The organism is Pseudomonas sp. GM74 (assembly GCF_000282455.1).
In the GTDB taxonomy this organism is placed as follows: domain Bacteria; phylum Pseudomonadota; class Gammaproteobacteria; order Pseudomonadales; family Pseudomonadaceae; genus Aquipseudomonas.
Window position 1 is genome coordinate 51,071 of sequence record NZ_AKJG01000055.1, and the last position, 26,078, is coordinate 77,148.

The 26,078-nt window shown below is 58.2% G+C and carries 26 protein-coding genes and 1 tRNA gene; 13 read left to right on the forward strand and 14 right to left on the reverse strand.

The annotated features are described in order from the left end of the window. Positions 1–141: 141 nt before the first annotated feature. Complete coding sequence (gene gabD / locus PMI34_RS14510) at positions 142–1,584, reverse strand: NADP-dependent succinate-semialdehyde dehydrogenase (protein WP_008049905.1); 1,443 nt, start codon at positions 1,582–1,584, stop codon at positions 142–144. A gap of 348 nt (positions 1,585–1,932) precedes the next feature. Here gabD and PMI34_RS14505 point away from each other — a divergent pair. The 9 genes from PMI34_RS14505 (at position 1,933) to PMI34_RS14470 (ending at position 8,734) form a co-directional block, all read left to right on the forward strand. Then, positions 1,933–2,009: transfer RNA gene (locus tag PMI34_RS14505), tRNA-Arg, on the forward strand. An 818-nt stretch (positions 2,010–2,827) separates the two neighbouring features. After that, positions 2,828–3,103: a DUF3077 domain-containing protein gene (locus PMI34_RS14500; protein ID WP_008049909.1), complete on the forward strand. Its 276-nt coding sequence runs from the start codon at positions 2,828–2,830 to the stop codon at positions 3,101–3,103. Between the two features lie 86 nt (positions 3,104–3,189). Further along, a complete protein-coding gene (locus PMI34_RS28110) occupies positions 3,190–3,375 on the forward strand; it encodes a helix-turn-helix transcriptional regulator (protein WP_274517713.1) in 186 nt (61 codons plus the stop codon). A 419-nt stretch (positions 3,376–3,794) separates the two neighbouring features. Then, entirely contained in the window at positions 3,795–4,700 is a 906-nt protein-coding gene (locus PMI34_RS14495) for a sce7726 family protein (RefSeq protein WP_008049912.1), read from the forward strand. 1 nt (position 4,701) lies between these two features. Continuing rightward, complete coding sequence (locus PMI34_RS14490) at positions 4,702–5,637, forward strand: sce7725 family protein (RefSeq protein ID WP_008049913.1); 936 nt, start codon at positions 4,702–4,704, stop codon at positions 5,635–5,637. Between the two features lie 5 nt (positions 5,638–5,642). Further along, positions 5,643–6,662, forward strand: coding sequence for an RES family NAD+ phosphorylase (locus PMI34_RS14485; protein ID WP_008049914.1), 1,020 nt, complete (start codon positions 5,643–5,645; stop codon positions 6,660–6,662). A 630-nt stretch (positions 6,663–7,292) separates the two neighbouring features. After that, positions 7,293–7,802, forward strand: coding sequence for a hypothetical protein (locus PMI34_RS14480; protein WP_008049916.1), 510 nt, complete (start codon positions 7,293–7,295; stop codon positions 7,800–7,802). A 10-nt stretch (positions 7,803–7,812) separates the two neighbouring features. Then, positions 7,813–8,343: a DUF5384 family protein gene (locus PMI34_RS14475; RefSeq protein ID WP_008049917.1), complete on the forward strand. Its 531-nt coding sequence runs from the start codon at positions 7,813–7,815 to the stop codon at positions 8,341–8,343. Positions 8,344–8,404: 61 nt separating this feature from the next. Then, a complete protein-coding gene (locus tag PMI34_RS14470) occupies positions 8,405–8,734 on the forward strand; it encodes a hypothetical protein (RefSeq protein WP_008049919.1) in 330 nt (109 codons plus the stop codon). A 77-nt stretch (positions 8,735–8,811) separates the two neighbouring features. On the opposite strand, the gene PMI34_RS0127275 is transcribed toward PMI34_RS14470, so the two are convergent. Together PMI34_RS0127275 and PMI34_RS14465 are read right to left on the reverse strand one after the other, a co-directional pair. After that, positions 8,812–9,090 (reverse strand): hypothetical protein, encoded by a 279-nt coding sequence (locus PMI34_RS0127275; protein ID WP_032829643.1) that lies wholly within the window; start codon positions 9,088–9,090, stop codon positions 8,812–8,814. Positions 9,091–9,146: 56 nt separating this feature from the next. Beyond that, complete coding sequence (locus PMI34_RS14465; protein WP_008049922.1) at positions 9,147–9,707, reverse strand: YbhB/YbcL family Raf kinase inhibitor-like protein; 561 nt, start codon at positions 9,705–9,707, stop codon at positions 9,147–9,149. A gap of 139 nt (positions 9,708–9,846) precedes the next feature. On the opposite strand from PMI34_RS14465, the gene PMI34_RS14460 reads away from it, so the two are divergent. Continuing rightward, on the forward strand, positions 9,847–11,376 hold the full coding sequence (locus PMI34_RS14460) for an FAD-dependent oxidoreductase (RefSeq protein WP_008049924.1): 1,530 nt from the start codon (positions 9,847–9,849) through the stop codon (positions 11,374–11,376). Positions 11,377–11,448: 72 nt separating this feature from the next. Here the strand turns inward: PMI34_RS14460 and PMI34_RS14455 are convergent, their stop codons facing one another. The 7 genes from PMI34_RS14455 to PMI34_RS14425 form a co-directional block, all read right to left on the reverse strand. Next, on the reverse strand, positions 11,449–12,954 hold the full coding sequence (locus PMI34_RS14455) for a YdgA family protein (protein ID WP_008049926.1): 1,506 nt from the start codon (positions 12,952–12,954) through the stop codon (positions 11,449–11,451). 282 nt (positions 12,955–13,236) lie between these two features. After that, on the reverse strand, positions 13,237–13,872 hold the full coding sequence (locus tag PMI34_RS14450) for a hypothetical protein (protein ID WP_008049928.1): 636 nt from the start codon (positions 13,870–13,872) through the stop codon (positions 13,237–13,239). Between the two features lie 93 nt (positions 13,873–13,965). Continuing rightward, complete coding sequence (locus tag PMI34_RS14445; RefSeq protein WP_008049929.1) at positions 13,966–15,414, reverse strand: efflux transporter outer membrane subunit; 1,449 nt, start codon at positions 15,412–15,414, stop codon at positions 13,966–13,968. Beyond that, positions 15,411–16,298, reverse strand: coding sequence for an efflux RND transporter periplasmic adaptor subunit (locus PMI34_RS14440; RefSeq protein WP_008049930.1), 888 nt, complete (start codon positions 16,296–16,298; stop codon positions 15,411–15,413). The genes PMI34_RS14445 and PMI34_RS14440 overlap by 4 nt, the downstream gene beginning before the upstream one ends. Continuing rightward, positions 16,295–16,504: a DUF1656 domain-containing protein gene (locus PMI34_RS14435; protein WP_007987399.1), complete on the reverse strand. Its 210-nt coding sequence runs from the start codon at positions 16,502–16,504 to the stop codon at positions 16,295–16,297. Before PMI34_RS14435 ends, PMI34_RS14440 begins: the two co-directional genes overlap by 4 nt. Further along, positions 16,501–18,573, reverse strand: coding sequence for an FUSC family protein (locus PMI34_RS14430; RefSeq protein ID WP_032829644.1), 2,073 nt, complete (start codon positions 18,571–18,573; stop codon positions 16,501–16,503). The genes PMI34_RS14435 and PMI34_RS14430 overlap by 4 nt, the downstream gene beginning before the upstream one ends. Further along, positions 18,570–18,998 carry a MarR family winged helix-turn-helix transcriptional regulator gene (locus PMI34_RS14425; protein ID WP_032829651.1) on the reverse strand — a complete coding sequence of 143 codons (429 nt, stop codon included), beginning with the start codon at positions 18,996–18,998 and terminating at the stop codon, positions 18,570–18,572. The genes PMI34_RS14430 and PMI34_RS14425 overlap by 4 nt, the downstream gene beginning before the upstream one ends. 199 nt (positions 18,999–19,197) lie before the next feature. On the opposite strand from PMI34_RS14425, the gene PMI34_RS14420 reads away from it, so the two are divergent. Beyond that, positions 19,198–19,455: a hypothetical protein gene (locus tag PMI34_RS14420; RefSeq protein ID WP_008049938.1), complete on the forward strand. Its 258-nt coding sequence runs from the start codon at positions 19,198–19,200 to the stop codon at positions 19,453–19,455. A 4-nt stretch (positions 19,456–19,459) separates the two neighbouring features. On the opposite strand, the gene PMI34_RS14415 is transcribed toward PMI34_RS14420, so the two are convergent. Together PMI34_RS14415 and PMI34_RS14410 are read right to left on the reverse strand one after the other, a co-directional pair. Beyond that, positions 19,460–19,705, reverse strand: a complete 246-nt coding sequence (locus PMI34_RS14415; RefSeq protein ID WP_007975644.1) for a DUF2789 domain-containing protein — start codon at positions 19,703–19,705, stop codon at positions 19,460–19,462. A 131-nt stretch (positions 19,706–19,836) separates the two neighbouring features. After that, the gene (locus tag PMI34_RS14410) at positions 19,837–20,298 is read right to left on the reverse strand and encodes an aminoacyl-tRNA deacylase (RefSeq protein WP_008049939.1); all 462 of its coding nucleotides are present in this window, start codon (positions 20,296–20,298) and stop codon (positions 19,837–19,839) included. 199 nt (positions 20,299–20,497) lie between these two features. On the opposite strand from PMI34_RS14410, the gene PMI34_RS14405 reads away from it, so the two are divergent. Both PMI34_RS14405 and PMI34_RS14400 read left to right on the forward strand, forming a co-directional pair. Then, positions 20,498–21,031, forward strand: coding sequence for an NfeD family protein (locus PMI34_RS14405; protein ID WP_008049941.1), 534 nt, complete (start codon positions 20,498–20,500; stop codon positions 21,029–21,031). Between the two features lie 2 nt (positions 21,032–21,033). Continuing rightward, positions 21,034–21,792, forward strand: coding sequence for a slipin family protein (locus PMI34_RS14400; protein WP_008049942.1), 759 nt, complete (start codon positions 21,034–21,036; stop codon positions 21,790–21,792). 94 nt (positions 21,793–21,886) lie between these two features. Here the strand turns inward: PMI34_RS14400 and PMI34_RS14395 are convergent, their stop codons facing one another. Then, positions 21,887–23,401: a TolC family protein gene (locus tag PMI34_RS14395; protein ID WP_008049943.1), complete on the reverse strand. Its 1,515-nt coding sequence runs from the start codon at positions 23,399–23,401 to the stop codon at positions 21,887–21,889. Between the two features lie 44 nt (positions 23,402–23,445). After that, positions 23,446–26,078 (reverse strand): Ig-like domain-containing protein (locus PMI34_RS14390; protein WP_008049944.1); only part of this gene is annotated, 2,633 nt, incomplete at its 5' end.

A 26,078-nucleotide genomic window follows, 5' to 3' on the forward strand; every position in this document is an offset into this window, starting at 1 on the left:
AAGTGGCGGGGAAGCAACGGCGGCAGCATGCGATGATCGACTGCCACAGCGTTCCCGGCCACAAAGAATAGGTCCGTTTGAAGCGGCGCAAAGGGACAGCGCTCTCGTGCCCTTTGCGCTTGAAGCAATGCTCTTGCGAGGTTAGATGCCCAGGCAGAGGTATTTGATTTCCAGGTAATCTTCGATGCCGTACTTGGAGCCTTCACGGCCCAGGCCCGAGGCCTTGATGCCGCCGAACGGCGCGACTTCGTTGGAGATCAACCCCGTGTTGACGCCGACCATGCCGTATTCCAGGGCTTCCGCCACGCGGAATACACGGCCCAGGTCGCGAGCATAGAAGTACGAAGCCAGACCGAACTCGGTGTCGTTGGACATCGCGATCACCTCGGCTTCGTCTTTGAAGCGGAACAGTGGAGCCAGTGGGCCAAAGGTTTCTTCCTTGGCTACGGCCGCGTTGTTCGGCACGTTGGTCAGGATGGTCGGCTCGAAGAAGTTGCCTTCCATCGGCTTGCCACCGGCCAGTACAGTCGCACCTTTGCTCAGGGCGTCGGCGATGTGCTCTTGCACCTTGGCAACGGCTTTTTCGTCGATCAGCGGGCCAGTGGTGGTGCCTGCTTCCAGACCGTTGCCAATCTTCAGCTTGGCGACGGCGGCCTTCAGTTTCTCGGCGAAGGCGTCGTAGACACCGTCCTGAATGTACAGACGGTTGGCGCAGACACAGGTCTGACCGTTGTTGCGGTATTTGGAAATGATCGCGCCTTCAACGGCCTTATCCAGGTCCGCGTCGTCGAACACGATGAACGGCGCGTTGCCGCCCAGTTCCAGGGAGACTTTCTTGATGTCCTTGGCGCATTCCGACATCAGTTGACGACCGATTTCGGTCGAACCGGTGAAGGACAGCTTGCGCACGATCGGGTTGCTGGTCAGCTCGCTGCCGATGTCGCCGGCGCTGCCGGAAACAACGCTGAACACGCCAGCCGGGATGCCGGCACGCTGGGCCAGTTCGGCCAGGGCGAAGGCGGAGAAAGGGGTTTGCGAAGCAGGCTTGAGCACCATGGTGCAACCGGCGGCCAGGGCCGGGCCGGCTTTGCGGGTGATCATTGCAGCCGGGAAGTTCCACGGGGTGATTGCAGCGGTCACGCCGATTGGCTGCTTGATCACGATCAGGCGCTTGTCTGGCTGGTGACCCGGAATCACGTCACCGTAGATGCGCTTGGCTTCTTCGGCGAACCATTCGATGAAGGAAGCCGCGTAAACGATCTCGCCCTTGGCTTCGGCCAATGGCTTGCCTTGCTCCAGGGTCATCAGGTGGGCCAGGTCGTCCTGGTTCTCGATGATCAGCTCGAACCAGCGACGCAGCTTGGTCGCACGTTCTTTGGCGGTCAGTGCACGCCAGGCCGGCAGCGCCTTGTCAGCGGCTTCGATCGCACGGCGGGTTTCGGCAGCGCCCATTTTCGGCACGGTGCCCAGAATTTCGCCCGTTGCCGGGTTGTTGACCTTGATCGTCTGACCATTGTCCGCATCAACCCACGCGCCATCGATGAAGGCTTGCTGGCGGAACAACTGGGTGTCTTTAAGCTGCATGTCGGCTTTCCTTAACAGCACCGCGCACGCGCGGAGCAAATTATGATTGTAGAAAGGCGCCTCGATAGGCTGCCGTCAGGGAAATCATTCACCGGGCTGAAGCACATAAATAGCGCACTGATTCAAATCGTGCGGTTCAGCACCCAGACAAGAGCGTTTGAAATCTCAAACGAATCCTAGGATCAAAGGGGGTAAAGGACAATAGGCTGTTCGAAAAAAAGAACGAAAACGACGCTTTTGCCTATTTTTTCTGATCAACGTAGCAAACGCGCGTTACAGCTTTAAAAAAACGCAGGCGATTCAGCAGCATGGACGCCCGCAGTGCATATGAGTATCATGGCGCCCGCTGCACCAGTAGCTCAGCTGGATAGAGTACTGCCCTCCGAAGGCAGGGGTCGTGGGTTCGAATCCCGCCTGGTGCACCATACGTTGTAACGAGAAAGCCTCAGGCCTTATGGGTCTGGGGCTTTTTTGTGGGTGTTGTTTTTATGAAATCAAACTGACTCCATTGGAGTCGGGTGAGAGGTAGCAGACCATTGGAAAAACATCGGCGCGAGCTCCATGGCGGAGCCGACGGCACGCGGGCTGAAGGGTCAGTTGTAAACTTAAAGTTGACAACTCCAGCACTCGGCGAGTGATTGGGGGGAAATCCAGACAATCCCCCCAGAGTTCTACTAGCACCCCTGGTTATCTACCGAACGGAGCCTGTTGCTGGTGATCGCATGGGGTGAAGGTACGAAGCAACCGTCAAGGACAACTTGACAGTTCGATTTGATTACATGCGCCAGCGTCAGTCGTGTGCAGTGTTTCGTAGTTTCTTGGGTAGTCAGCGGCAGCTCACGTCCCCAACAGATGTAATCCCTTTCCCACCCTAGCTTCCAAGGTTGCAGGAGATCAGCCTGCACGATACCCTTCCGCCGTCGCTGCCAATTCAGCGACCGGGCTTGGTAACCCGAGAGTTAAGCGCAACAGCGCCCCCATTCGAATTGCAGGCGTTTTTTTTTCGCCCGTAATTTTGAGTTATGGCGGCTGTGCGTGGGACGTTTTCGGACGTGCCGGATTCCTTGACTCCCGGTTTACCAACCTGCGCACAGCTGCCACCCATTCGCTTGGTAACGAAAAAGTGGCAGTTCCTCGTCAAGGAGCTAGACCATGCGCAATACAAATCCGTACGAAATTCCGCTTTCCCTCAACGCGATTTCAAGTCGCGCCCTCAAAGCATCTCCGTCAATGGAGGTGGCAAATGACTGAACAACCAGAAGCAAAAACCATCGGTTTGACTCCCTGCATCTATTGCCCGGACGAACCGTTGTTCCATGTCAGCGGTGGCGTGCCTATTAGCAAAGCGCTGGCACAGGCATCCGACCTGCTGTTCCTGGCCAAGTCCTTCGCCGAGGATGCGGCTTACGCAAAAGACACCGACCGGCACGCGTGGGCCGCACACTATCTGACTGCGATGAGTAAGGCTGTGATCGATGATGTGGTGAAAGTGCTGACGCGACCGACACAGGCTCGCTAGCAACAAGCTGCAGAATAGTGGCGACTCACCCTTAAAATGCGCCCCGAATTTTCGGGGCCTCAAAAGCTGCCAGAATTAAATTGAAAGTGCTTGATCGATTCGTACGTACATCAGAGGCACTGCAAATCTCTACATTTATGCGTAGAGCCTTATGGCAAGAAATGAAAGCCGGCCGTTTCCCGAAATCAGTACACATCAGCGCTGGTCGCAAGGCTTGGCGGGCATCAGTGCTGGCAATATGGCGAGAGGCCCCCGAAAGCTGGAAAAAGTAGCCGTGACTCAGTTTCCCGCCTCACATTGTGTAACGGCGTTCTACTGGACCGATTGCTCCTGGCACGAGCGGTTGCCCCCGCCATACCTGCGGCCAAAAGGGGTGACTTTTCTGCATCCCTACATAACGGTTCCGACAGCCATTACCCTGGGCCTGCTCGAAATTAGCAACAAAAAAAGCCTGCATATCTCTGCACGCATGGGCAGGTTGAGCCACGAAAAGTTTCCGTTGTGTCGCGGTCGTTATGACAGTATTTGCTCTGGTATTCCCCAAAGTTCTAGGGAGTCTTCGCCAGTCTTGGCGACTACAAATCTCGGGACGAGGATTGGGCGATCTGTCAGAATCACGGCATTCGACTAGCCTGCCATTGAAGGCCATACGGAAGCACCTTAAATCCTGCGGAAATAGAGATTCGACCTTATGAGTTTGCACACGAAAGTTCTCGATGGAAGTCAGCAGTCAGCGGTCGCCAGACTGTTCTCTGCCGCTGTCATTCGAGAGCTTGCTCAAAAAGGCAAGTCACCCTTATTTTCTAGGCTTATCAAAGAATCTCTAGCAATTAATGAAGCCAGTCTTGCAGCCCCTATTAGTGCAGTATTTGAAAGTGCCTTTAATCTTCTGAGAAAAAAAGACTACAGACACGAGTATGCATACAAAGCAGCCATCACAAAAAAACTACTTCTCGGAAGACACTCGCTCAACACCGCCTCTTTAGTTACAGAATTTCGTGTCGATAACTGCAAGGCCGACGTAGCCATATTCAACGGCACGTCTACTGCATATGAAATAAAATCTGAACGCGACAACTTAGGCAGACTACAAGTTCAAGTAGACACTTACAAAAAATTCTTCGCGAAGGTTTATGTAATTACTGGCGAAAATCACTTAGACGAAATACTAAAAACCACCCCCGCAGATATCGGAGTCCTCCTTCTAAACAACAGATTTGGAATTTCCACAATAAGGGAGATTCAAGACTCTCCGGAAAGAGTTTCTCCGGAAGTCATATTCGAAGCAATCCAAATTCGAGAATCGTTGGAGATCTTAAAGTCTTTTGGGATCACTCCGCCACAAGTGGCCAATACGGAGATCAGATCAGCAGTTCGCGAAATTTTCAGATCACTGGACCCTGTAACCACACATGGCTATATGGTTAAAACTCTCCGAAAGTCGCGAAGCTCTTTACCTCTCGCAGAAATATTGCCTAAACTTCCAGATTCATTGCAGGCGGCAGTTTTCTCTACCCCATTGAAGTTACGAGAACAAACAACGCTGTTGGAAGCTGTAAACACATCAATCAGGGAGGCCCTTAACTGGGCGAGATAAAATGTATTATCCATATTTTCGCGGCAAACAGTTCGACTTACTTACAATAAAAGAGTCTGCAGAGGTTTTAGCTAAAAACAATATCATTTCGATAATTGAGCCGGTCCGAGAGTCGCTAAGCGGCCTAAAAAGATCAATTGAAGCTCTATCAGCAGCTGGCGCCGAAGCAGTTTTGATTGTTAATCCATATTACGGCGACCATACAGAAAACTCCGACGCGATCCAATCATTCGTAACAGAAGAAATTAAGGCACACCGAAATGTGTCGGTTGGCGTTCTACTTACAAGTGAGACTAGTACTGCTGACGCGCTGGACATCTGTGCCACATACCCGAATCACTCCCTGTACTTTATTCACTTTGGATTTACTGAACCAAAAGCCCTAGTTGAAGCTACGCAGAACTGGCAACGGAAAGTCAGTCATATATTCGCAGAGGAATACTGCGGAAAGCTTTATCAGAAACACTTCAGTGATGACACTCGCATACTCCTGCGCAACGGTTTCAAACGCCAAGCCAATAGTAAATATCCTGATGTAGAGCCTTTCTCAGACCTGCATGCGACATTCAAAGATGAGGGTGTTGATGGCTTTGGAGACTTTTTGATCGTAGGAGATGAGTACTCTGAATCTGGTGGCCCAGCTTATGCAGTTGCGATCCACCTGACATTCATTGATCCTGAAATGGACAATGCAATGTATATCTACCACTTCAAATCGGATAGACAAGACACCCCAACTGACCCGGCAGGCAAATTCTACGAAGCATTGACTAAGTTGATCGCAAAGCTAGAAGAACCCAATACGAAAATCCTACGAACCTCGGCTGTCGAAGAATTCGTCGAGCTTTATAACAAAAAACACTTCCCTGGGCTTGGGTATATAAAAAAGCTTTCTATGAAACACCACATTGAAGTTTTAGCAAACTACCTTGGGTAACCATCATGAGAAAGTGCTGCCCAAATTGCTTTAGCGATAATCACTTAGGCTCAGTAATCCAAGAAATAGCTCAAGAGCATGGGGATTGTTCATTCTGTAAATCTAAAAACCTACCTTTGGTCGAACCAGTTCAGCTTAGAGAATATTTTGAGTTATTGACGGGCATTTATACAAAGGCAGACACAGGAGCGACGCTAGGGGAGTGGTTTAAAAACGATTGGAATATGTTCTACAGTCTGGACTTGGCGAATACAAAAGATTTACTTGCCGACGTATTCCAGGACGGCAATTTTCCGCGAGTCATTTTTGCGCCTTCAAGCAAATGCTTTTCTAAAAACCTAGACAACTGGGAAAACCTTCGCAAAGAGTTGATGGAAGAAAACAGATTTTTCCCAAAAGAGACAATCAGCCTAGAAAGATTCTCTTATCTTCTCTCTCAACTGATTTATAAAGATCCGCTCCCTGAAAAATGGTACAGGGCAAGAATCCAGGAATCTGAAGAACCATACCCACTCGAAAAAATGGGACCGCCCCCTAAAGATAAGGCAACCCATGGTCGAGCAAACCCTGTGGGGATACCCTATCTGTATGTCGCGTCGGATGTTTTAACGTCGATCTCGGAAATCCGACCTCATACTGGGGAATTTGTAACGGTCGCAGAGTTTAAAGTTATAGAAGAAGTTAGACTCGCAGACTTACGAAATCCGCGAAGTTTAATAACGCCATTTATCTGTGCTGATGATGAGGAAATTGCGGCGCTTCGGGGAGATATTGAGTTTTTGGTTCGTCTGGGCGAGGAGCTAACTCGACCTGTACTACCAAAATCCGCTGCGATTGACTATATACCAAGCCAGTATTTGTGCGAGCTCATAAAGAAAAATGGATTCGATGGCGTTATTTATAAAAGCTCAGTTGGCGAGGAAATCAATCTCGCACTTTTCTATCCCGCCAAGGCAAAGGGGGTTCAGCTGATTCCTCATAGGGTTCAACGTGTTTCTGTGGATGCTGAACCCTGCGCGACCTGAGGGGACGGCCAAAAATACAGCGCGGCGCGGTGTGAGCGGGTTGCAGCTCGCTCTCTGCTGGGCTTCCCCACAGCTTTTGTATCCCATCATGTCTCCCAACAACCATGCCGATAAAATCAATATGCTAGGTTGCTGGCTCTGAGCTTTTCCGCACCGTACCGCTGTAACGAGAAAGCCTCGGGCCTTGCGGATCCGGGGCTTTTTTGTGGGTGTTGTTTTTTGAAATCAAATTGACTCAATTGGCATCGGGCGATGCGGTAGCAGACCATTGGCAATCATCGGCGCGAGTTCCTTGGCCTAGCCAATAGCATGCGGGCTGGCATAGAACCGACCATGCCCCACCTTGACCAGCAGAGCAGTCGGCCCGACGTGCTGCCGGCGTTACTGCCGCTACCCCCCGCCCCTGAATTCGCCGCCATGGATGCGGTCACCCTTCCAGAGAAACTGCTCCCCCCGAATGTTGCGCATAACAACGCGCTACCCGGCTCCTGCCTGGTCCCCCCGATCCTCCCTCACTCCAAAGTTTTCTTGGCCTTACCTTCTTCAGTTTGATTAGAATGGTGGCACATTGCCTCAAATCACAATGGATTGTCCCATTCGGGATTTCTTACGCTCATAGAGATATTAGAAATGATGATGTTAAAACGCTGCCTGGTGCTTTCGATTGCTGCTGTTCTTGCTGGCTGCCAAACGTCCGGTGAGGAGTATCAAGCAGATGTATTCGACGCCAGTCAGGTAAACAGCCAGCAGGAAGCTAAAACCGTAAAAATCCTTACGATTTCGCCGAGCAAGATAAAAGTCAGCAACGAAAAGAACAAAAAAGCCGCCATGATGGCGGGTGGGGTACTGGGTCTGATCGGTGGCGCCGCACTGGGCAACACGAAAAACACTGACACGGCCATTGTTGGCGGTGTAGCCGGTGGCGCTGCAGGCGCCATGGCGGGTTCGTTGGTCAATGACACCACCCTGGTACCGGGCGTGCTGATTGGTTATTCCGAAAGCGGCAAGATCTACACGTCCGCCCAGGTGGGTCGCCCTTGTGAGTTCAAGGTTGGCGAAATCTCCCTGATGGTGATGACGACCTCCAACGAAACACGCATTCAGCCGAATGCGACCTGTCCAGAACCCAAGAAAAGCTAAGGGGTCGGACATGAAACATATAGTTCTGGGCTCCGTCCTCGCACTGCTCGCCATGCCGACATTGGCAGGCCAATTCGACAATCTGTATCAAATCGAACAGCAAACCAAACAGGCTGAAGCAAACGCTGAGGCCGAACGCCTCCGCCAGGCGGCAGCCGACCGGGCACGCGAGGAAGCTCGTAGCGCTGCTGATCGTCGGCAACGGGCAGTGGCACAGCAAGCTGCGCAGCAAAGGGCCCTTGAGCAGCGCAAGACACAAGAACTTGAACATAAGCGTGTTCAAACCCGTGAAGAAGGCTTCGAAGACGAGTTGCGCGCACTGGAGCTGGAAGAGCGCCGCCTGGCACTACAGGCCAAGCGCGCGCGCACCGCACGCGCCAACGACTACATTGATGCGGAGTTGCGTGACAGCGCGGCACGCACCGATGTAATCCAGTCTGAAGCCGACTCCGCGCGCAATGTGACCTCCGGTGCCAAGTCTCTGCTGGAAGATACCGGCAAGGCTGACGTCAACCGCTCCAGCCGCTTGTTCGGCGAGTAATCTTCCTATCGATCTTCCCCGGACCCTGGTCCGGGGCATCCGTTATCAGAGATGAATTCATATGCTGCGTTTATGCACGCTGATTGCCGCGGGACTGCTCCTGAGCGCCTGCTCCAAAGAAGACCCCAAAACCCAGGTTCCAGCTGTCGACCTGCACGGACGCCTGGTGGTGGATCAGGAGATGACGACCAGTCGTCAAGCCCAAGGGATCAATGGTGAGTATTACAAGCGCGTACTCACCGTTAATGGCCAAGAGATGGTCTTTACCGATTTCATCAAGCAGTTTTGCTCTGACGCCAACACCCGCGACGAAACCTGTCTGAAAGCCTTTCGCATCAAGAAAATCGACGATGTCAGCGGCGCAACCAAATTTCTCCCCAATGGGCTCTGATACTGGTAAGTACGGCTGACACAGCACATCAGGACTGTTGTCTGGACCCACAAAAAAACCGCCGAAGCGGTTTTTTTTCATTCTGTCGTCCAGTCGAACTCGTCGTACTCATCATCGTCCTCGTCGTCCTCGTCGTCCTCGAAAAACTCCTCCTCAAGGTCGTCGTCTTCAACAACGTCTTCTTCCGGCTGGTTCAGCAGAAAATCCTTGCGACTCTCGGTAATCGCTCGCCGCAGTTCTTCACCCTTTTGCGGGCAGTTGAGCATTTGGGCGATGCGGTCGATTTTTTTTGCCACGGCATCCTCCAACGCATCGGCTATGGCCTGATAGTGCGCGCTTTCGGGGGTGGATGCCAAATCCCCGGAATGCAGCGCACCTCAGTTTTCTGCAAATCCGCCGGGGCGATCAGCCTTCAGCGGTGATAGCGCCGCACCACGCTGCTGTTTTTCAGGACGTGGCCTTTGATTTTTTCCAGCAGTTGCGCACGGGTCAGGCCGGCGGGCAAGGCGTCCGGGGCCAGGTCCAGGGCGTAGATCTGGATGATGTAGTGGTGCGCGCTGTCGCCGACGGGCGGGCAAGGACCAATGTAGCCGGTGGTTTCCTTGCTGTTGGTACCGCCGACGCCCTCGAGGCCTGGTTTGCTCCCGGCGCCGGCTGGAATCTGGTGGGTGCCGGCCTTGATGCCGTAATGCACCCAGTTATCGACGCCCTGGCCTTTCTGGCCGTCAGGGTCGTGCATGACAATGGCGTAGCTTTGGGTGGCTGCCGGGCCGGCGTTCCAGTTCAATGCCGGGGAAATGTTATGCCCGCCACAGCCCGCGGAATCGCCGGCGGCGGCGGACGTGAACAAACGGTCATCGGAGACACCCGGAATGTTCAGGGTGAAGCGCTCCTGGGCCTGCGCCGGGAACTGCACGCAAAGGGCGACTGCCAAGGACACGAGCCAAGGGTTAATTGAGGTCAATCGGGGCATACCGGAGCACCTTGTGCGTGTTGGGCCGTCGTCGGCGTGCAAACTATAGCCGGACCGTTCACGCCGTGGCAGGGGCAATTGGCTGAACCTCGCTATAAGTACCAGACTCATAAGTGAAACGTCTGACTGGAGAGCGATCATGACTCTGCATCGCGTTGCGCGTGTCGCCAATGTGCCCGAAGACCGGGGTCTGGAAGTGCAGGTCCAGGACAGCAAGATTCTGCTGTTGCGGGCCGGCGAACAACTGCGCGCTTATCAGGCCGAATGCCCGCACGCCGGAGCCCCGCTGGCGGATGGGGCGATTTGTCATGGACGCCTGACCTGTCCGTGGCACAAGGCGCAGTTTCGAGTCGAGGATGGCGGGCTGTGTGAACCGCCGGCCCTGGACAGTCTCAAGCGCTATCCCCTTGAAGTCCGTGACGGCGACATCTGGGTCGGCGATCAGCCGATGCCGGGTGCCCACCCGCCACCGGCCGACGATCCACGAACCTTCATTATTGTCGGCGCTGGCGCGGCAGGCACGGCGGCAGCGGCGTGTTTGCGCGAGAAAGGTTTCGGCGGCCGGTTACTGTTGATCGACCGCGAAGCCGATGCCGGATACGACCGCACCGCGCTGAGCAAATACGTGATCGCCGGGGAGATGCCACTGGACGAGGTCCCGCCGTTGCGTGACGAGGATTTTTACCGCGAGCAGCGGATCGAGCGCCTGCAAGGCGAAGTGGCAAGCCTGGATGCGCCAAACCGGACGCTGCGCCTGACTGACGGCCAATCACTGACATACGACGCCGCGCTGCTGGCCACCGGCGGCGTGCCCAACCCGCTGACGCTGCCCGGCGCCGATCTGCCGCAAGTATTCGTCCTGCGCTCCAAAGCCCATGCGCAACAGATTCTGGACAGCGCCAGCGCCGGTCAGCGGGTGGTGATCATCGGCGACAGTTTCATTGCCATGGAGTCCGCCTCGTCCCTGCGCCAGCTTGGCCTGAATGTGACCGTGCTGGCCCGCCACGAAGTGCCGTTTGCCAAACAGTTCGGTGATACGGTCGGCAAGGCCATTCGCGCGCGGCATGAAGCCAATGGCGTCGTGTTTCATACCCGGGGCAATGCGGTACAGATCGAAGGGACGGACAAGGTCGAAGCCGTGCGCCTGGACAACGGCCAACGCTTGGCGGCAGATCTGGTGCTGGTCGGCATCGGCGTCATGCCAGCCACTGCGGCCTTTACCGGGTTGCCGAAGGAGCAGGATCACTCGCTGCGTGTCGACGGCACTATGCGCGTGGCCGACGGCCTCTGGGCGGCTGGCGATATCGCAACGTTCCCGCTGAACAGCCAACACCTGCGCATCGAACACTGGCGACTGGCCCAACAGCAGGCGCGGATCGCCGCGGCCAATATGCTGGGTGGTGACGAACATTACCTCGACGTGCCGTTTTTCTGGACCTGGCATTTCGGTAAAACCTACGACTACCTCGGGCACGCCGAGGCCTGGGACGAAGTGGAGTTCAAGGGCGACCCTTACGATCCGCCGTTCATCGGCCTGTTCGGAAAAAACGGTGTGGTATCGGCGGCGGTAGCCTGCGAGATGGACCGGGCCATGGCGATGCTCGCCGAGCGGATGAAACAACCCTTGCTCTGGGAAGAGGCATGGCGCCTGATCCGTAACGTTGTTTAGAGATGCCGTACAGCAAAACGCCCGGCGCCTGCGCGATGCAGAGGCCGGGCGTTACCGGGTAAACGGCCGCCGTTATTCGGTGGCGCCAGTTTCCGCAAACTTGCTCATGACAAAACCGGCAAACTCTTCGACGGTCATTTTCTGGCCGTTGAAGTCCACCTGATTGTTGGCGTAACGCAAGTTGGTGACGATGTTGTTGCCGTCCAGTTTTGCCAGTTGGCTGCCGACCGCCATGCTGCTGAACATGTCCGCGGTGGCGGTGGCCTGATCGGCAATCAGCTTGGCGTCGGTCTGACCGTCGATTTGCGACTGCACGGTGAGCACATCGACCAGCATGGCTTTGGACACTTTCAGTTTGAAGTCCAGCAACGCGATCAACTGCCTGACCAACTGATCGGTCGGCAGGTCGATGGCTTGTGGCTTGGTCAGGTCGAGCACCATGTTGGCACGGCTCTCGCCGTTGGCGGTGTTGAACGACAGGTTTTCCAGCGCCACCTGCGGACCGGCCGCCAGCAGTTTTTCCAGGCTGGATTTGAGCAATGCCTCTTCGGCTTCGGTCAGTTTCAGCTCCGGTGCCGGCAGGCCCGCTGCCGTCGCTTCGGCCGCCGCACGCTCATACGGCTGCAGTTTGCTCTGGTAGACCTGCATCAACGACATCGTGGCCGGAATGTCGAGGTTCTTCACGCTCATGGCCAGCGCACCGGAACCGATGGTCTTGCCGTTCAGGGACACTTCGCCGACTTTGTAATCGGCACGCCCGGAGGCGTTGCTGCCCTTTTCTTCCGTCAGGTTTTTCATCTCGAATTTCTTGAAGTCCAGCACCGACTGCTTGACGCCGAAAGTCGATTTGCCGCTGGCCAGTTCAAGGACGTTCTCGCCGATATAGAAACCATAGGTACTTTTGGTCAGGTTGCTGGCCAGGGTCAGGCCGTTCAACTCAACCTGCACCGGTGCCTGGTCTTCAGAAACGGTGGTCACTTTCAGGCTGTCCATGTAGCCGCTGGCCTTGACCTTCTGCGCCTTGGCGCTGGCGTCGACGTCCATGCTCAGGCCGGAGAATTTCATGCTCGACTTGTCATCCAGCGCCATTTCCAGCGGCTGCAACTCGAAGGTGCCATTGGTAGCGTTGTCATAGCCGATGTTGACCACGCCGGTCAGTGGGGATTTGTCCTTGGCGGCGGCAAACCACTTCTCGGTGAACGGGGTCTTTTCCAGCTCGTAGTGACTGGTCGCCAGGACCGGCAGCCATTTGAGCGACATCAAGCGCGAGAACGGCAACGGGCCGTGTTCGATGTGATCGACAAACAGCAGCTCGACCGGTGCTTCGCCGAACATTTCGCCTTCGCCCTTGAGGCGGTAGTGCGCAGTGCTGCTGAATACATGACGCTCCAGCGACACCAGTTCCAGCGACGCAGTGCCGTTGGAACCGACCATGGCCGCCTGCAACTCCTTGTTGGCATCGGTAATCGAGGAGTTCAACACACCTTCAAGCCTGGTGCCGGTGAACCAGGCACCGCCTGCGCTGATGGCACCGATTGTGACAACAATTCCCAGTAGCACGCCTGCTGATTTATTCATGTATGACCCGTTCAATGTCCGTTGTTGAAAGTGAGGTCGTCTTCCCTGAACCCATGGCGGGTTGCGGCTCGACTGTGCTGAAAGTGGAATGCAGATTAGCACCGGGCGCGACGAACGGCCCAATGATTAAAGGTGAAAGAGTGTCTTGGGGGGCTTAACGGTCGAGTGAGAAATTCGGTGCACATTAGACCGCCATCGCGGGCAAGCCCGCTCCCACAGGTATGGCGTGATCCCTGTGGGAGCGGGCTTGCTCGCGAAGGCGGCATAACAGCCACCACAAAATCAGGAATACTGGACCTCGATCTCATCCAGCTGATGATCAAAGCTTTTGAGCCGCGCAGTCCAGGTGTACACCAGCACTTCGAAGTCGCGGTTGATCACCGCTCCGCCCGTCACCTCCGCGCGCGGGTCGCAGACGTCCAGTTGATAACGTTCGCGGGCCATGGCCGTGGCGACATCCGCCAGTTCCCGGGCATTGCTGAGCCAGTGCCGACCGTCGTCAGCCACTTGTCGGTCAAGCGCCAGGCACTGTTTTTTCAGGCTCTCGAGGCTTTTTTCCAGCGGTGTGCCGGTCAATTCGCCCATGACTTCCTGAAAGGTGCGCCCCGGTTGCCAGTAACTGCCCCAGAAATAACGGTCGAACACCGTTTCGACACGACGCAGCGCCACCTTGGTGTCCCAGATCAGGACCAGGGTCTTGCCTTGTTCGAGTTGTCTTTTCTTGATGCGTTGGTTCTGGACCGAGGCCCAGGCCACCACTGCAATGGACATCACGGCAATCAGCGCGGCGGCACTGTCGAGGAACGCCAGAGCCTTGTCGATCTGGTGGGCCAGCATGATGCCGTAGAAATAGGTGGCCGACAGCAGCACCAACGCCACGATGGCGCACCAGAAGCCGAGAGCATAAGGGTTTTTCATTATTGGTTTCCCCCTGAACTGCGCGAGCCTTGTGCGAAGAAAAGGCGCTTTGCACGGGGCGCCCCTCCAACACTTCAAAGCATAGCAACGGCCTCAGGGTTTGCCGGAGTTCGACGCTTGCGTTCGTCCGCTTTCCCATCCGCCGCCCAAGGCGAGGAACAAATCGATCTGACTGGCGGCAACCTGGGTGTTCGCGGCGGCCAGTTGCGCCGTGACGTCGATGTAGGTGCGGGTGGCTTGCAGGTCGGCCAGGAACGAGGCGCGGCCGGCCTGGAAGAAGCGGTGGGTCTGGTCGGCCGCCAGTTTTGCCGATTGCTCGGCATCGGCCAGTGCGTCGCGCCGCTGCAGCAATGCCGTGTACTGGGCCAGGCCGGTCTGGGTCTCGCGAATGGCGTTGAGCACCACCCCATCGAAATGCGCCAGGGTCGCCTGGGTCACCGCTTCGGCTTCGCGGATGCGCGCCCGGGCGCCGTTGGTCGGCACCTTCCAGGTCAGCGACGGACCGAAGCCCCAGCGGTTGGTAGACGGATCGCCCAGATCATCCAGGATACCGACTGTACCGATGGTCGCGCCGATGCTGATGTTCGGGTACAGCTCACCCGTGGCGACGCCAATGCCGGCCGTCGCGGCCGCCAGCCGACGCTCGGCCTGCCGTACATCGGGACGACGCTTGAGCAACGCGGCGCCATCGCCCACCGGGATCAATTGCGCGATTTTTGGCAGCTCGTCGCAGTTGGCGGTGCCGGCCGGCAGTTGGTCCACCGGCTTGGCCAGCAACATCGACAAGCGATACAGCCCGGCCTGACGTGCGGCCTCATAGCGCGGCATGTCGGCGCGCAGGGATTTGAATTGGGTCTGCGAGCGGGTTACCTGGGTTTCGTCGCCACGCCCGGCATCGCGCAGACGCTGGATCAGCGTAGTGCTCTGGGCTTGCAGGTCGAGGGAATGCTGGGCGATTTCCCGCTCTTCATTGGCCGCGCACACCTGGGTGTAGGCCCGAACCACGTCGGCCACCACGGTGATGCGTGCAGTATCGGCGGCTGCCTGCGTCGCATCGGCATTGGCCTTGGCCGCTTCGATGCCGCGCTGCAACGTACCGAACAGGTCGAACTGGTACGATGCGCTGATGCCGATATCGCCAATGTTGGCCACCGGTACTTTTTCCGGTATCAGGAAGGCTTGGCCGGACTCCTGCAAGCGCTGGGCGCCCATCTGCACGCCGCCGCTCCAGCCGCCCGCCGCTTCCGCCTCGTCGACCTGAGCGCGAGACCGCGACAGGCTGGCCGCCGCCACGCGCAAATCAGTGTTGGTGGCCATGGCCTGCTGCACCAACTGGTCAAGTCGCGGATCCCTGTACAGGCGCCACCAATCGGCCGGCACCGGCGCGGAGACCACCGTTTTACCGTCGACCGCCAGATCGCCCTGCAAGTCTGGACGATGGACAGCCGCCTCTTCAGGCAAGTGATAATCCGGCCCGACCATTTGACACGCCGACAGCAGCAAGCCTAACCCGGCGACCGCCAAACCCGAGGCCTTGCTCATTGCGCCGGCTCCCGTTTCTGATCGTCGATGATCGATACCGTGGCGGTACGCCCGGCGATCATGCGGAAATCTTCCGGCACGTCATCGAAAGCAATCCGCACCGGAATCCGCTGGGCCAGCCGCACCCAGCTGAAGGCCGGGTTGACGTTGGGCAGCAGGTTGTTGCCGCTGGTGCGGTCGCGGTCTTCGATACCGGCGACGATGCTTTCCACATGCCCGCGCAGACGCGCATTGTCGCCGATCACCCGGATGTCGACGCTCTGGCCGATATGAATGCCGTTCAGTTTGGTTTCTTCGAAATAGCCATCGATATGAAACGAGTTGCTGTCGACCACCGACAACACCGGACGCCCCGCGCTGACGAACTCCTGGGCCCGTGGCGCGCGGTCGTTGACGTAGCCGTCCACCGGGCTGCGGATCACCGAGCGGTCGAGGTTGAGCTGCGCGCTGTCCACCGCTACCTGGGCTTCCATCAAGGCCACTTGGGCGCGGGCCACTTTCGACTGGCTTTCTTCCAGTTGCTCACCCGGCACCAGGTTGCCCAGGCCCTTATTCCGCTTGGCTTCGCGCTGGGCCTGGGCCAGGGTTTCTTCGCGGTCGGCGACTGCCGCTTTCGCCTGGCGCAGGGCCAGCCTGAAGCGGTCAGGATCGATGCTGAACAGCACCTGGCCGCGCTTGACCAACTGGTTGTCGCGCACTTCCACTTGCTGGATCAGCCCGGACACGTCCGGCGCGATTTGCACGATGTCGGCACGGATGTGCCCATCGCGGGTCCAGGGCGCGAACATGTAATACATCACCATGCGCCAGACCACGACAACGGCAAAGCTCACGATCAGCAGGGTCAACACCACGCGACCCAGGGTTAGAAACGGTTTTTTCATGTCATCAGGTATCGACTGAGTGAGTCCACGGCGCCAAGCAACAAGGCGTAGAGGGCCACGTTGAACAATGCCCGGTGCCAGACCAGACGGTAAAAGTGCAGGCGCGTCAGCACCCCGTGCACCAACAGGTACAACACATACGTAATGCCCATCAGCACCAGCAACGTGGGCAGGAACACCCCGCTCAGATCCAGGTCACCGATCATAAAGGCGCTCCATCAATGCCATGGGGAAGCGGTTCTTCGGGCTCGGCGGCACCGACGAACTCGACGCCGGGCAAGAGTGCCAGGCGCAGGCCGCTCAGGGCGTGCAGCAGATGCCGACGGGTTTCATCATCGCCGGCACCGCTGAGGGCGCGACGAGTGCGGTCGAGTGTCATCAGCAGCGGGCTCGGTGCCGGCAAGCGCTCACCGGCCTTGAGACAGGCCGTGAAGTACTCGCCAACTTCGGCCACCACCTGGCGCAGCAGCACCTGCGGCACACCGAGGACCCGCGGCGTATGAGCCAGCAGGTCCAACAGATTCAGCGCCACCCGCACTTCCCGCAGTGCCACGCCGGAGTCCTGGCCGGTCATGGCCAGGCGCGGCAGGTGCTGCATCAGCCGATCGAGCATCTTTATGCCCAACAGCCGATGTTCGGACAATGTGGCCGGCTCGGAGAGGCCGACAATGTCACGCCAGCTGAAACGGGTCAGGCGCTTGGCTGCCAGCTCGGCCCCGAACGGCCGGGCGATCAGGGTCCAGATGAACGCGAACAGCAGCCCCATCGGACCGGCCAGGTTGGAGTTGGCGAAACTGAGGAAGTCCGCGTCGTAAGCGCCCTGAATGCTGATGAAGGACGAGGTGTTGACCAGGGTCAGCAGCATGCCCAGGTAAAACTGCGGTTTGACCGTCAGGGTGCCGACGCAAATGAACGGCACGGCAAACGCCAGCACCAGCATCGGAAAGTCATGCAGGTTGGGCAGCACCAGAAACAGATAAAGGCTGGCGAACACCACCGACATCGCCGTCCAGAAAAAGAACCGGTAAATCTGCGGCGCCGGGTCGTCCATCGAGGCGAAGAAGCTACACGCCACCGCCGCCAGGATCACGGCGCTGCCGCCATCGGTCCAACCGAGCAGAATCCACAACACCGAGGCCACGATAATCGCGGTGACGGTGGAAGCCGCGGAATACAACATCAGGCCGCGATCCAGAAACGGGGACAGCCGCCCCAGCCGCCAGTGCCGATACACCGCGCGCCAGCTGTCCTGGCTATCGCACTGGATGGCGTATTGCAGGCTGCGGCAGTCCTGCCACAAATCGATCCACTCACCGAGACGGTAGATGGCATTGGAGAACAGCAGTTGCTTGCGGTCATCCAGCGCTTCAGGAGTTGGTTGCAGGGCCTCGAGCTGATCCTTCAGGGCTTGCCAGCGGACGAGATCGGCATCCTTGTGTTCGAGCCACTCGGTGCTGGCGGCCAGCAAGGGTGCGAACTTATCCACAAGCTCGGGCGTACGTCGTTCCAGGGCATAAAGCGCGTCGTCGAGGGCATCGATCACTGGCAGCAGGTGAATCATCCGCCCACGCAACTCCTTGGTATTGCGCACCGTCTGCGGACGCGAACCTTCGTGGGGCAACTGACCGATCATCAACTCCAGGGAGTTGAAGGTGGCGACCATCGATGCGCGCAACGCACTGACTTCTTCAGGCTGCACGTTGCGACTGAGGAAACGCAGGCTGTAGGTCGATGCATCGGTAAACCATTTGCTCACCGAATCATTGAACACCGGCGCCAGTCGCCGCGGCCAGAACATGGCACCGACCACCGCCGCCACGGCGATGCCGAGAAAGATTTCTTCGGTCCGCGCTTCGGCCACGTCCCACACCCCCAGCGGGTTGTTCACCACCGGCAGGGCGATCAACGGCAAGGTGTAGCCGGCGAGCATCAAGGCGTAGTTGTTCGCAGTGCGCAAGTGCAGGGACAGAAACAGCAGCGTGCCGGTCCACAGTGCAATCACCACCACCAGTACGTAGGGGCTCTGCACGAACATCGGCACGAACAGAACCGCCGCCGCAGCGCCGATAAAGGTGCCGACTGCCCGGTACAACGCCTTGGAGCTGGTAGGGCCGAGAAACGGGCTGGAAACGATGTACACCGTGGCCATCGCCCAGTACGGACGCGGCATTTGCATAAGCAAGGCGATGTACAGCGCGATCATCGAGGCGGCGAAGGTACGGACCCCGTAGAACCAGTCTCGCGCCGGGGGCATGCCTGCAAAAAAACCGTTCAAGAGTTGGCCACCGATGGCGGCGTGGCCGCTTCAAAAGCTCTCAGTACCCGCAGCGTAGCTTCCAGATCACTCTGGTCAATGCCTTCCAGGACTTCGTGGCGCAAGCGCACCAACTCCACTTCGACCGCCTGCACCAACTCCCGGCCGGTTTCGGTCAGGCTCAGGCATTTGGCGCGGCGGTCCTGCGCATCTTCGGTCCGGCAGACGTAACCGGAATGGCACAGTTGATCAAGCAGGCGCACCAGCGATGGACTCTCCATCCCAGCGGCTTGCGCCACCGTCACCTGGCGCACGCCCTCGCCCAGGCGCCCGATCATCAACAGCGGAACGGCGCAGGCTTCGGAGATTCCATAGTTGACCAGCGTGGTCTGGCAGATTTTGCGCCAATGCCTGGCGGCCACCACCATGGCACTGCTGATGTTCATCTGGAGAACGTCGAGGTTGTTCGGCACGAGGGAAAATACACACTGTTAGTTTGCTAACTATCAATATTGCATTGGAGCGGATTTTCCGTCAAGTTTTGAAACATATTGGCTGCCATCCGTCGCGATGACGGCGACAACTGATCAGCCAATGCATGGAAGATGTAGATACTTTTTCAATACGTATTCCGAGAAAGCTCCCATGTCGAAACAAGCCGTTTTTACGATGAAACTTGAATCTGAATTGCGCGAACAGTTCATGGCCGAAGCAGAAGCCGCTCATCGCCCCGCCTCGCAAATTGTCCGGGAAATGATGCGTCAGTTTGTTCAAACCCAACGGGAGGCTCGCGAGTACGAAACATTCCTGCAGCACAAGGTCGACACCGCACGCGCTTCAATGCGCGCCGGAGACGGGCTTACAAATGATGATATTGAGGCGGAGTTCGCTGCCGGACGATGACGGTTCACACCCCCCGCCCCTTCCTCAACATCACATCCAGCTGATCCACGACTTCCGCCCAATCCGCGTCATCGAGTATCTCGTCTCGCAGAAGCTCCGCCTGGCTCGGGCTCCAGAAAAATGCATCCGCAAGGTGCAGCTCCGGCTTTAGTGGTGAATGGGTAGCAATGAATTTATCGATGCTTTCGGCGTCGTCCGGCAGGCCGAGTTGTTTGAACAGGGATGGCAGGTTGTGGGTCGGGCTTTCCATGTTGAACTCCGGTGAATTTATCGAGGGACCGCTGCGCGGTCATTCGCGGGCAAGCCCGCTCCCACAGGGACTGCGACTAACCTGTGGGAGCGGGCTTGCCCGCGAAGACGTCAGCATTGACGAAATAAAACTCAATGACTCAACTCCCGCACCTCCGCATGCGGCACCATTTTCAGAAACTCGAGCATGTCCATGCGCACCAGGTTGACGTGGTTGCCGGCCTCCAGATAGATGTCTTTCTGCCGGGTCAGCAGCGGATCGATCACCACCTCCAACCCATAGGACTCACCCAGCGCCGGTACGGCACCGCGCTCGCAATCATCGAACAGGTGCGCCAGGTTGCTTTCGCGGGAAACCTGCCACTCACCGCTGCTGCGGACTTTGCTCAGGTCCAGGTGACGGCTGGCGGGCAGCACGGCCATCAGGTAATGCCCATGGTGATCGTCGAGGATCACCGATTTGGCCACCCGTTCGGCAGGAATACCTGCGACCCGCGCCGTTTCAAGGCTGCTGGCCGAGTGTGGGTGGCTGACGATGTCATATTCGCATTGAGCCTTTTCCAGGCTTCGCTGCACGGTTCTTGCCATACGCATGATGCACCTCGGTGTCCGCCGTGATTGCTGGCAGACGATGGTTAAAGCTTTGCTTGCGTAGTAAAAGTCTAGGCCCGCTGGCGCGATCCGGCGGGAAATCCGCCCATCGGATATCGACGGAAATTGAGCAAAATTCATACAGGCCAAGGCTCAACTAAACTGTATGCAGAGCCACTCCACGACTCTCCCGGAGGGTCAAGTGAACACGCGTTGTTGTGCAGTTGCATTGCTGTTGGCGTTGAGCGGATCGGCCTGCGCCGCCGACACGGTTGTGGTGCTGGTGCCCAACCCCATCGGGATCTGGCTGATCACCTTCGGCATCGCGTTTCTGATCGCCGAGGCTGCCCTGCCCAATTACGGTGTGATCGGCCTGGGCGGCATCGTGATGTTCGTGATCGGTGCGGTGATCCTGTCCAATACCGAAGTGCCCGTGCCGCTGATGATCGGCCTGGGACTGATCAGCGCGCTGTTGCTGGCCTACCTGGTGTTTCACGCCCTGAAGACCCGACCGCGCCACACCGTCAGCGGTGATGCCGGGCTGGTCGGCAGCGTGACGGCGGTGACGTCATTGCAGGCCGGCAACGCCTGTGGCGGCTGGGTGCATCTGCAAGGAGAACGATGGCAAGTGCTCAGCGCGACGCCGCTGCAACCCGGGCAACCGGTGCGGGTAGTGGGACGCAAGGGTTTGCTGCTGCAAGTGGCCGCGGCTGACGCGGCGCCGGGCGGAGAATAGTCATGGGTTTGCAATTGGGTCTTGTCGCGCTGCTATTGTTGATCATCGCACTGGCGGGGTCGACGTTCCGCATCCTGCGCGAATACGAACGCGGGGTGGTATTCCAGCTCGGGCGCTTCTGGCAGGTCAAGGGCCCTGGCCTGATCCTGCTGATTCCGGTGGTCCAGCAAATGGTCAGGGTCGATTTGCGCACCGTGGTGCTGGATGTACCGCCGCAAGACGTGATCACCCGCGACAACGTGTCGGTCAAGGTCAACGCGGTGCTGTATTTCCGTGTACTCGATCCGCAGAAGGCAATCATCCAGGTCGAGGACTTCCTGGCCGCCACCAGCCAATTGGCACAAACCACGCTGCGGGCGGTGCTGGGTAAACACGAACTGGACGAACTGCTGGCCGAGCGCGAACGCTTGAATCTGGACATCCAGCAAGTACTCGACGCCCAGACAGACGCCTGGGGCATCAAGGTCGCCAACGTCGAGATCAAGCACGTGGACCTCAACGAATCGATGATCCGCGCCATCGCCAAGCAGGCCGAAGCCGAACGGGAGCGGCGAGCCAAGGTGATCCACGCCGAAGGCGAATTGCAAGCCTCGGAAAAACTCATGCAGGCCGCCGAAATGCTTGGCCGCCAACCGGGGGCCATGCAGTTGCGCTACATGCAGACCCTGAGTTCGATTGCCGGCGACAAGAGCTCGACCATCGTCTTTCCGCTGCCGATCGAGTTGCTCAAGGGCATGGCGGACTTGTCATCAAAACCCTGAGCGCCGACCGGTTCAAGGCCTGGGCAGCACCGCGGACTCACCGAGTCAGGTCAACAGACGATCAAGGCAGGCCTCCACCGTTTGTATCCTCACATCAACGTGCCGGGGCATGGGCCGCCGGGACCGTAATATCACCAGCCGCCCAAGCCGCTTCGCGGTTGGCCAGGGCCGTGGCGATGGACTGGACTTGCGTCGACTGCAACTGATCCGGCAGCGGATCGAGGCCGGCGCTGGCGAAAATTTGCCCATAGGCATTGCGCAGGTCGGCGTAGGACAGGTCACGACGCAGATCGGCCTGCAAGGTGTTGAGTTCGCCCTGGATCAGATCCAGCTCGCCGATGCCGTCCGCCTGGTGACGATTGCGCAACTGACCGACGATTTGCCCGTCGATGTCCGACAATTGCTGATTGGTCTTGAACTGGCGCAACGCCTCGCGGTAATTGGCATTGGCCACATACAGCTGCGCCAACACCGCAATCGACATCGCCTGACGGCGCGCGGTGGCGACTTCTTCACCGGCCTTGGCCACGTCGATCGCCGCAGGAGCCGAGATCACGTTGAACAGGTTCCAGGTGACTTTGACGCCGTAATCGGCCCAGCCTTGCTCTACCAGGAACGAGTTGCTGTCGTAATGTCCGCCAGCGGAGAACTCCAGGCCCGGCAGCAGGCGCAACATGGCTTTGCGGGTCTCGGCAGCGCTGATGCGGGTCTGATAATCCTGTTCGCGCAGTTCCGGGCGGCTGGTCAGGGCTTCCTGTTCGAGGCTGGCCAGATCGACCTTGAGTTCGGGAATCTCATAACCGTTATCGGTCGCCAGGGTCAGCTCGGTACCCATCGGCAGGTTGATCAGGGTCGCCAGTTCGGTCTTCGCCAGAGACAACGCACGGCGCTGCTCTTCCAGTTGGCGTGTCGCTTCGATCAGCGAACGCTGATAACCGAGGGCCTGCACCGGATCGCCAATGCGTTGCTGGCTCATGCTCTGGCTGTCGTTGCGCGCGGTTTCAACCCGCGCCATCAGACTGTCGATCTGCGTGAGCAGGCGTTCGGCGGCCATCGCCCGCCAATACGCCGAGCGCACGTCCTGGACGATGGTGTTGATCACCTTGCGCCGACGCTCCTGAACGATCAGGCGCTGGTCGCCTTGCTGCTTGGCGCTGATGTAACTGACACCAAAATCGAGCACGTTCCAGACCATGGTCAGGTCCGCTACATCACGGTCGCGGTCCTGGGAAGTCGAAGGCTCCAGGGACTGTGTGCCGGTGCGCACACTCTGGCTGCTGGAGGCGTTGACGTTGTTTCGGCCTACGTATCCGGCGTCCAGCGCCATGCGCGGCAGCATGTCGAAACTGGCGAGGTCGAGCTGACGCTTGGCCAGGGCCTCCTCCATGATTTTCAACCGGCCTTCGAGGTTGTACTTCACCGCGCGGGCCATGGCCTGGTGCAGGGTCAACGGGCCGCCAAGAGGCTCCTGCCCCTTGTACATGTTTTGCAGGTCACTTTTGGCCCGCTGCTCACTGACACTGCGTTCGATCGGTTCACTGGTGACCGCGCATCCGCTGATTGCCAGTGCCAGCAGACTGGCTCCAAACAACTTATGACTTCTATTCATCCTTGCATCGCCCCTGGGTGCCGCATCAAAAGTGAAAGTTCTCTTCAGGCCTGCATTTCGCTGATGCCGGCCAGTTTCAAAGCGGCGGCCAGGTTGACGACCTGCTGCTGCTCGTTGTCTTTGAGCTGTTGCAATTGCTGGCCCAGGGTCGGTGCGCCAAACACCCCGCGCAGGCCCTGGGAAACATCGCCGGACTTGATCGACTGACTGCCGAAGGCGTTCAACGAATCGCGTTCGCTACTGCTGTCCTGATTGAACAGGCTCGATAGCGTGCTGGTGCTGAACACACCGCCATCACCGCCACCGAAACCGAGGAAACCATGCCCCGAGCCATCGCCTCCGCTGTCATTGCTGGTGAAAACCTGTGCAATGAAACTCGGGGTCAATGCGCCGTGGTTCATGAAAATATCGCCCAACGGCCGGATACCATTGCCGATCACCCGTTGTTCGAACAACGGCTGGAAGGTCAATGGTGAAGTGAGGTTGCCCGTCGGAGGCGTGAAAATGGTCGGTTGCAGCGGCACGTTAGGCACATCGGGCAGCGTCACCGGGGTGCTGCTTTGGAACTCGGGGTCTACCGTTACGACGACAACCGATGAGGTCGGCACCGTGTTGATGACAAAGTTGTCGGACTGGCTCACGCCGCTGCCACTGTTGCCGGCCATGTCGCTGATACCGGCGCGGTTGATGCTGATCGCATTGCTGGCGATATTGACGTTGGCGGTCGGCGTCAGCATCGCGGTCCAGGTCTTGCCGCCATCGCTGCTGCGCAGGTCGGACAAGGTGCCGTTGGCAATACTGATGTCGGATAAATCAAAACCGCTGACCGCTTCGCTGAAGGTGATGGTCACCTGCGAGGTCTGGCCCACGCCCAGGTTCGGATTGGCGACCACGACGGTGGCGGTCGGCAGTTCGCTGTCGAGGGTGTAATTGTTCGACACCGCCACGGTGTTGCCCGTGTTGCCCACCAGATCGGTGACGTTGCCGGTGTCCAGGGCGATGAAGTTGCTTGGATCGGTGACATTGGCCGTCGGCGTGAACGTCGCCGTCCAGGTCTTGCCGCCATCGCTGCTGACGAGGTTGCTCAGGTCGCCGTTGGTCACGCTCAGGTCGGACAGATCGAAGTTGCTGACGGCCTCGCTGAAGGTGAAGGTCACCGTAGTGGTCTGACCGATGCCCAGGTTCGGGTTGGCAACCACGATGTTCACCGTCGGCCGGGTCGCATCGAGCGCGTAGTTGTTGGAGATGGCGATACTTGCGCCGAGGTTGCCGGCGGCGTCCTGCACGCGACCGGTGTCGAGCACGATCAGGTTGGTTGTATCGCTGACATTGGCAGTCGGCGTCAGGGTCGCGGTCCATGTCACGCCGCCATCGCTGCTGCTCAGGTTCGACAGCACGCCATTGGCAACACTGATATCCGACAGATTGAAATCGCTCACCGCTTCGCTGAAGGTGATGGTCACGGTGCTGGTTTCGCCGATGCCCAGTTGCGTGTCGGCAATCACGATGGTCGCGGTGGGCCGTGCGGTGTCGATGGCAAAACCGTTCGAATCGGTGGTGCCCGACCCGATGTTGCCCGACCCATTGGCCACGCCGCTATTGTCGAGCGTAATCAGGTTGCTGGCGTCGGTAACGTTCGAGGTTGGCGTAAAGACCGCTGTCCAGGTGATGCCGCCGTCGCTGCTGCTGACGTTGCTCAATGTACCGTTGACGATGGCCAGGTCGGCGTTGCTGAAACCGCTCACCGCCTCGCTGAAGGTGATGGTCACAAGGGTCGTTTCGCCAGCCTTGAGCGCCGTGTCGGCGATCACGATGCTGGCGGTCGGCACACTGGTTTGCACCAGGTAATTCGCCGAGTTGGTCACCCCGCTCCCGGCGTTGCCTGCCGCGTCGGTGACACCGGTGTTGTCCAGAGTGATGAGGTTGGTGGTGTCGGTAATACTGGCGGTCGGCGTGAAAGTCGCCGTCCAGGTGACGCCGCCGTCGCTGCTGCTCAACCCGCTCAAGCTGCCGTTGGCGACGCTCAGATCGGAACTGTCCAGACCACTGACCGCTTCGCTGAAGGTGATGGTCACCAGGGTCGTTTCGCCGGGACGCAGGTCAGTGTCGGCCATGACAATGGTCGCGGTCGGGCGTTGGCTGTCGATCGTGTAGTTGTTCGAGTCCGTGGTGCCGCTGCCGGCGTTGCCCGCCGCATCCTGAACACCGCTGTTATCGAGCTGAAGGAGGTTGCTGGTGTCGGCGATACCCATCAACGGTGTCAGGATGGCCGTCCAGGTGATACCACCGTCGCTGCTGCTCACCGCGCTCAGGGTGCCATTGTCGATGGTCAGGTCGGCATTGCTGAAACCACTCACCGCTTCGCTGAAGGTGATGGTCACCAGCGAGGTTTCGCCGACGTTCAGGGCATTGTCGGCGACCACGATGGTGGCGGTCGGGCGCTGGGTGTCGATGGCGTAGGTGTTGGAATCGGTGCTGCCGCTGCCGGCGTTGCCGGAGGCGTTTTGCACGCCGCTGTTGTCCAGGGTGATCAGGTTGCTAGCGTCGGTGATATTGGCGGTGGGTGTAAAGGTCGCCGTCCAGGTGACGCCGCCGTCGCTGCTGCTCACCGCGCTCAGGGTGCCATTGTCGATGGTCAGGTCGGCGTTGCTGAAGCCGGTCACCGCTTCGCTGAACG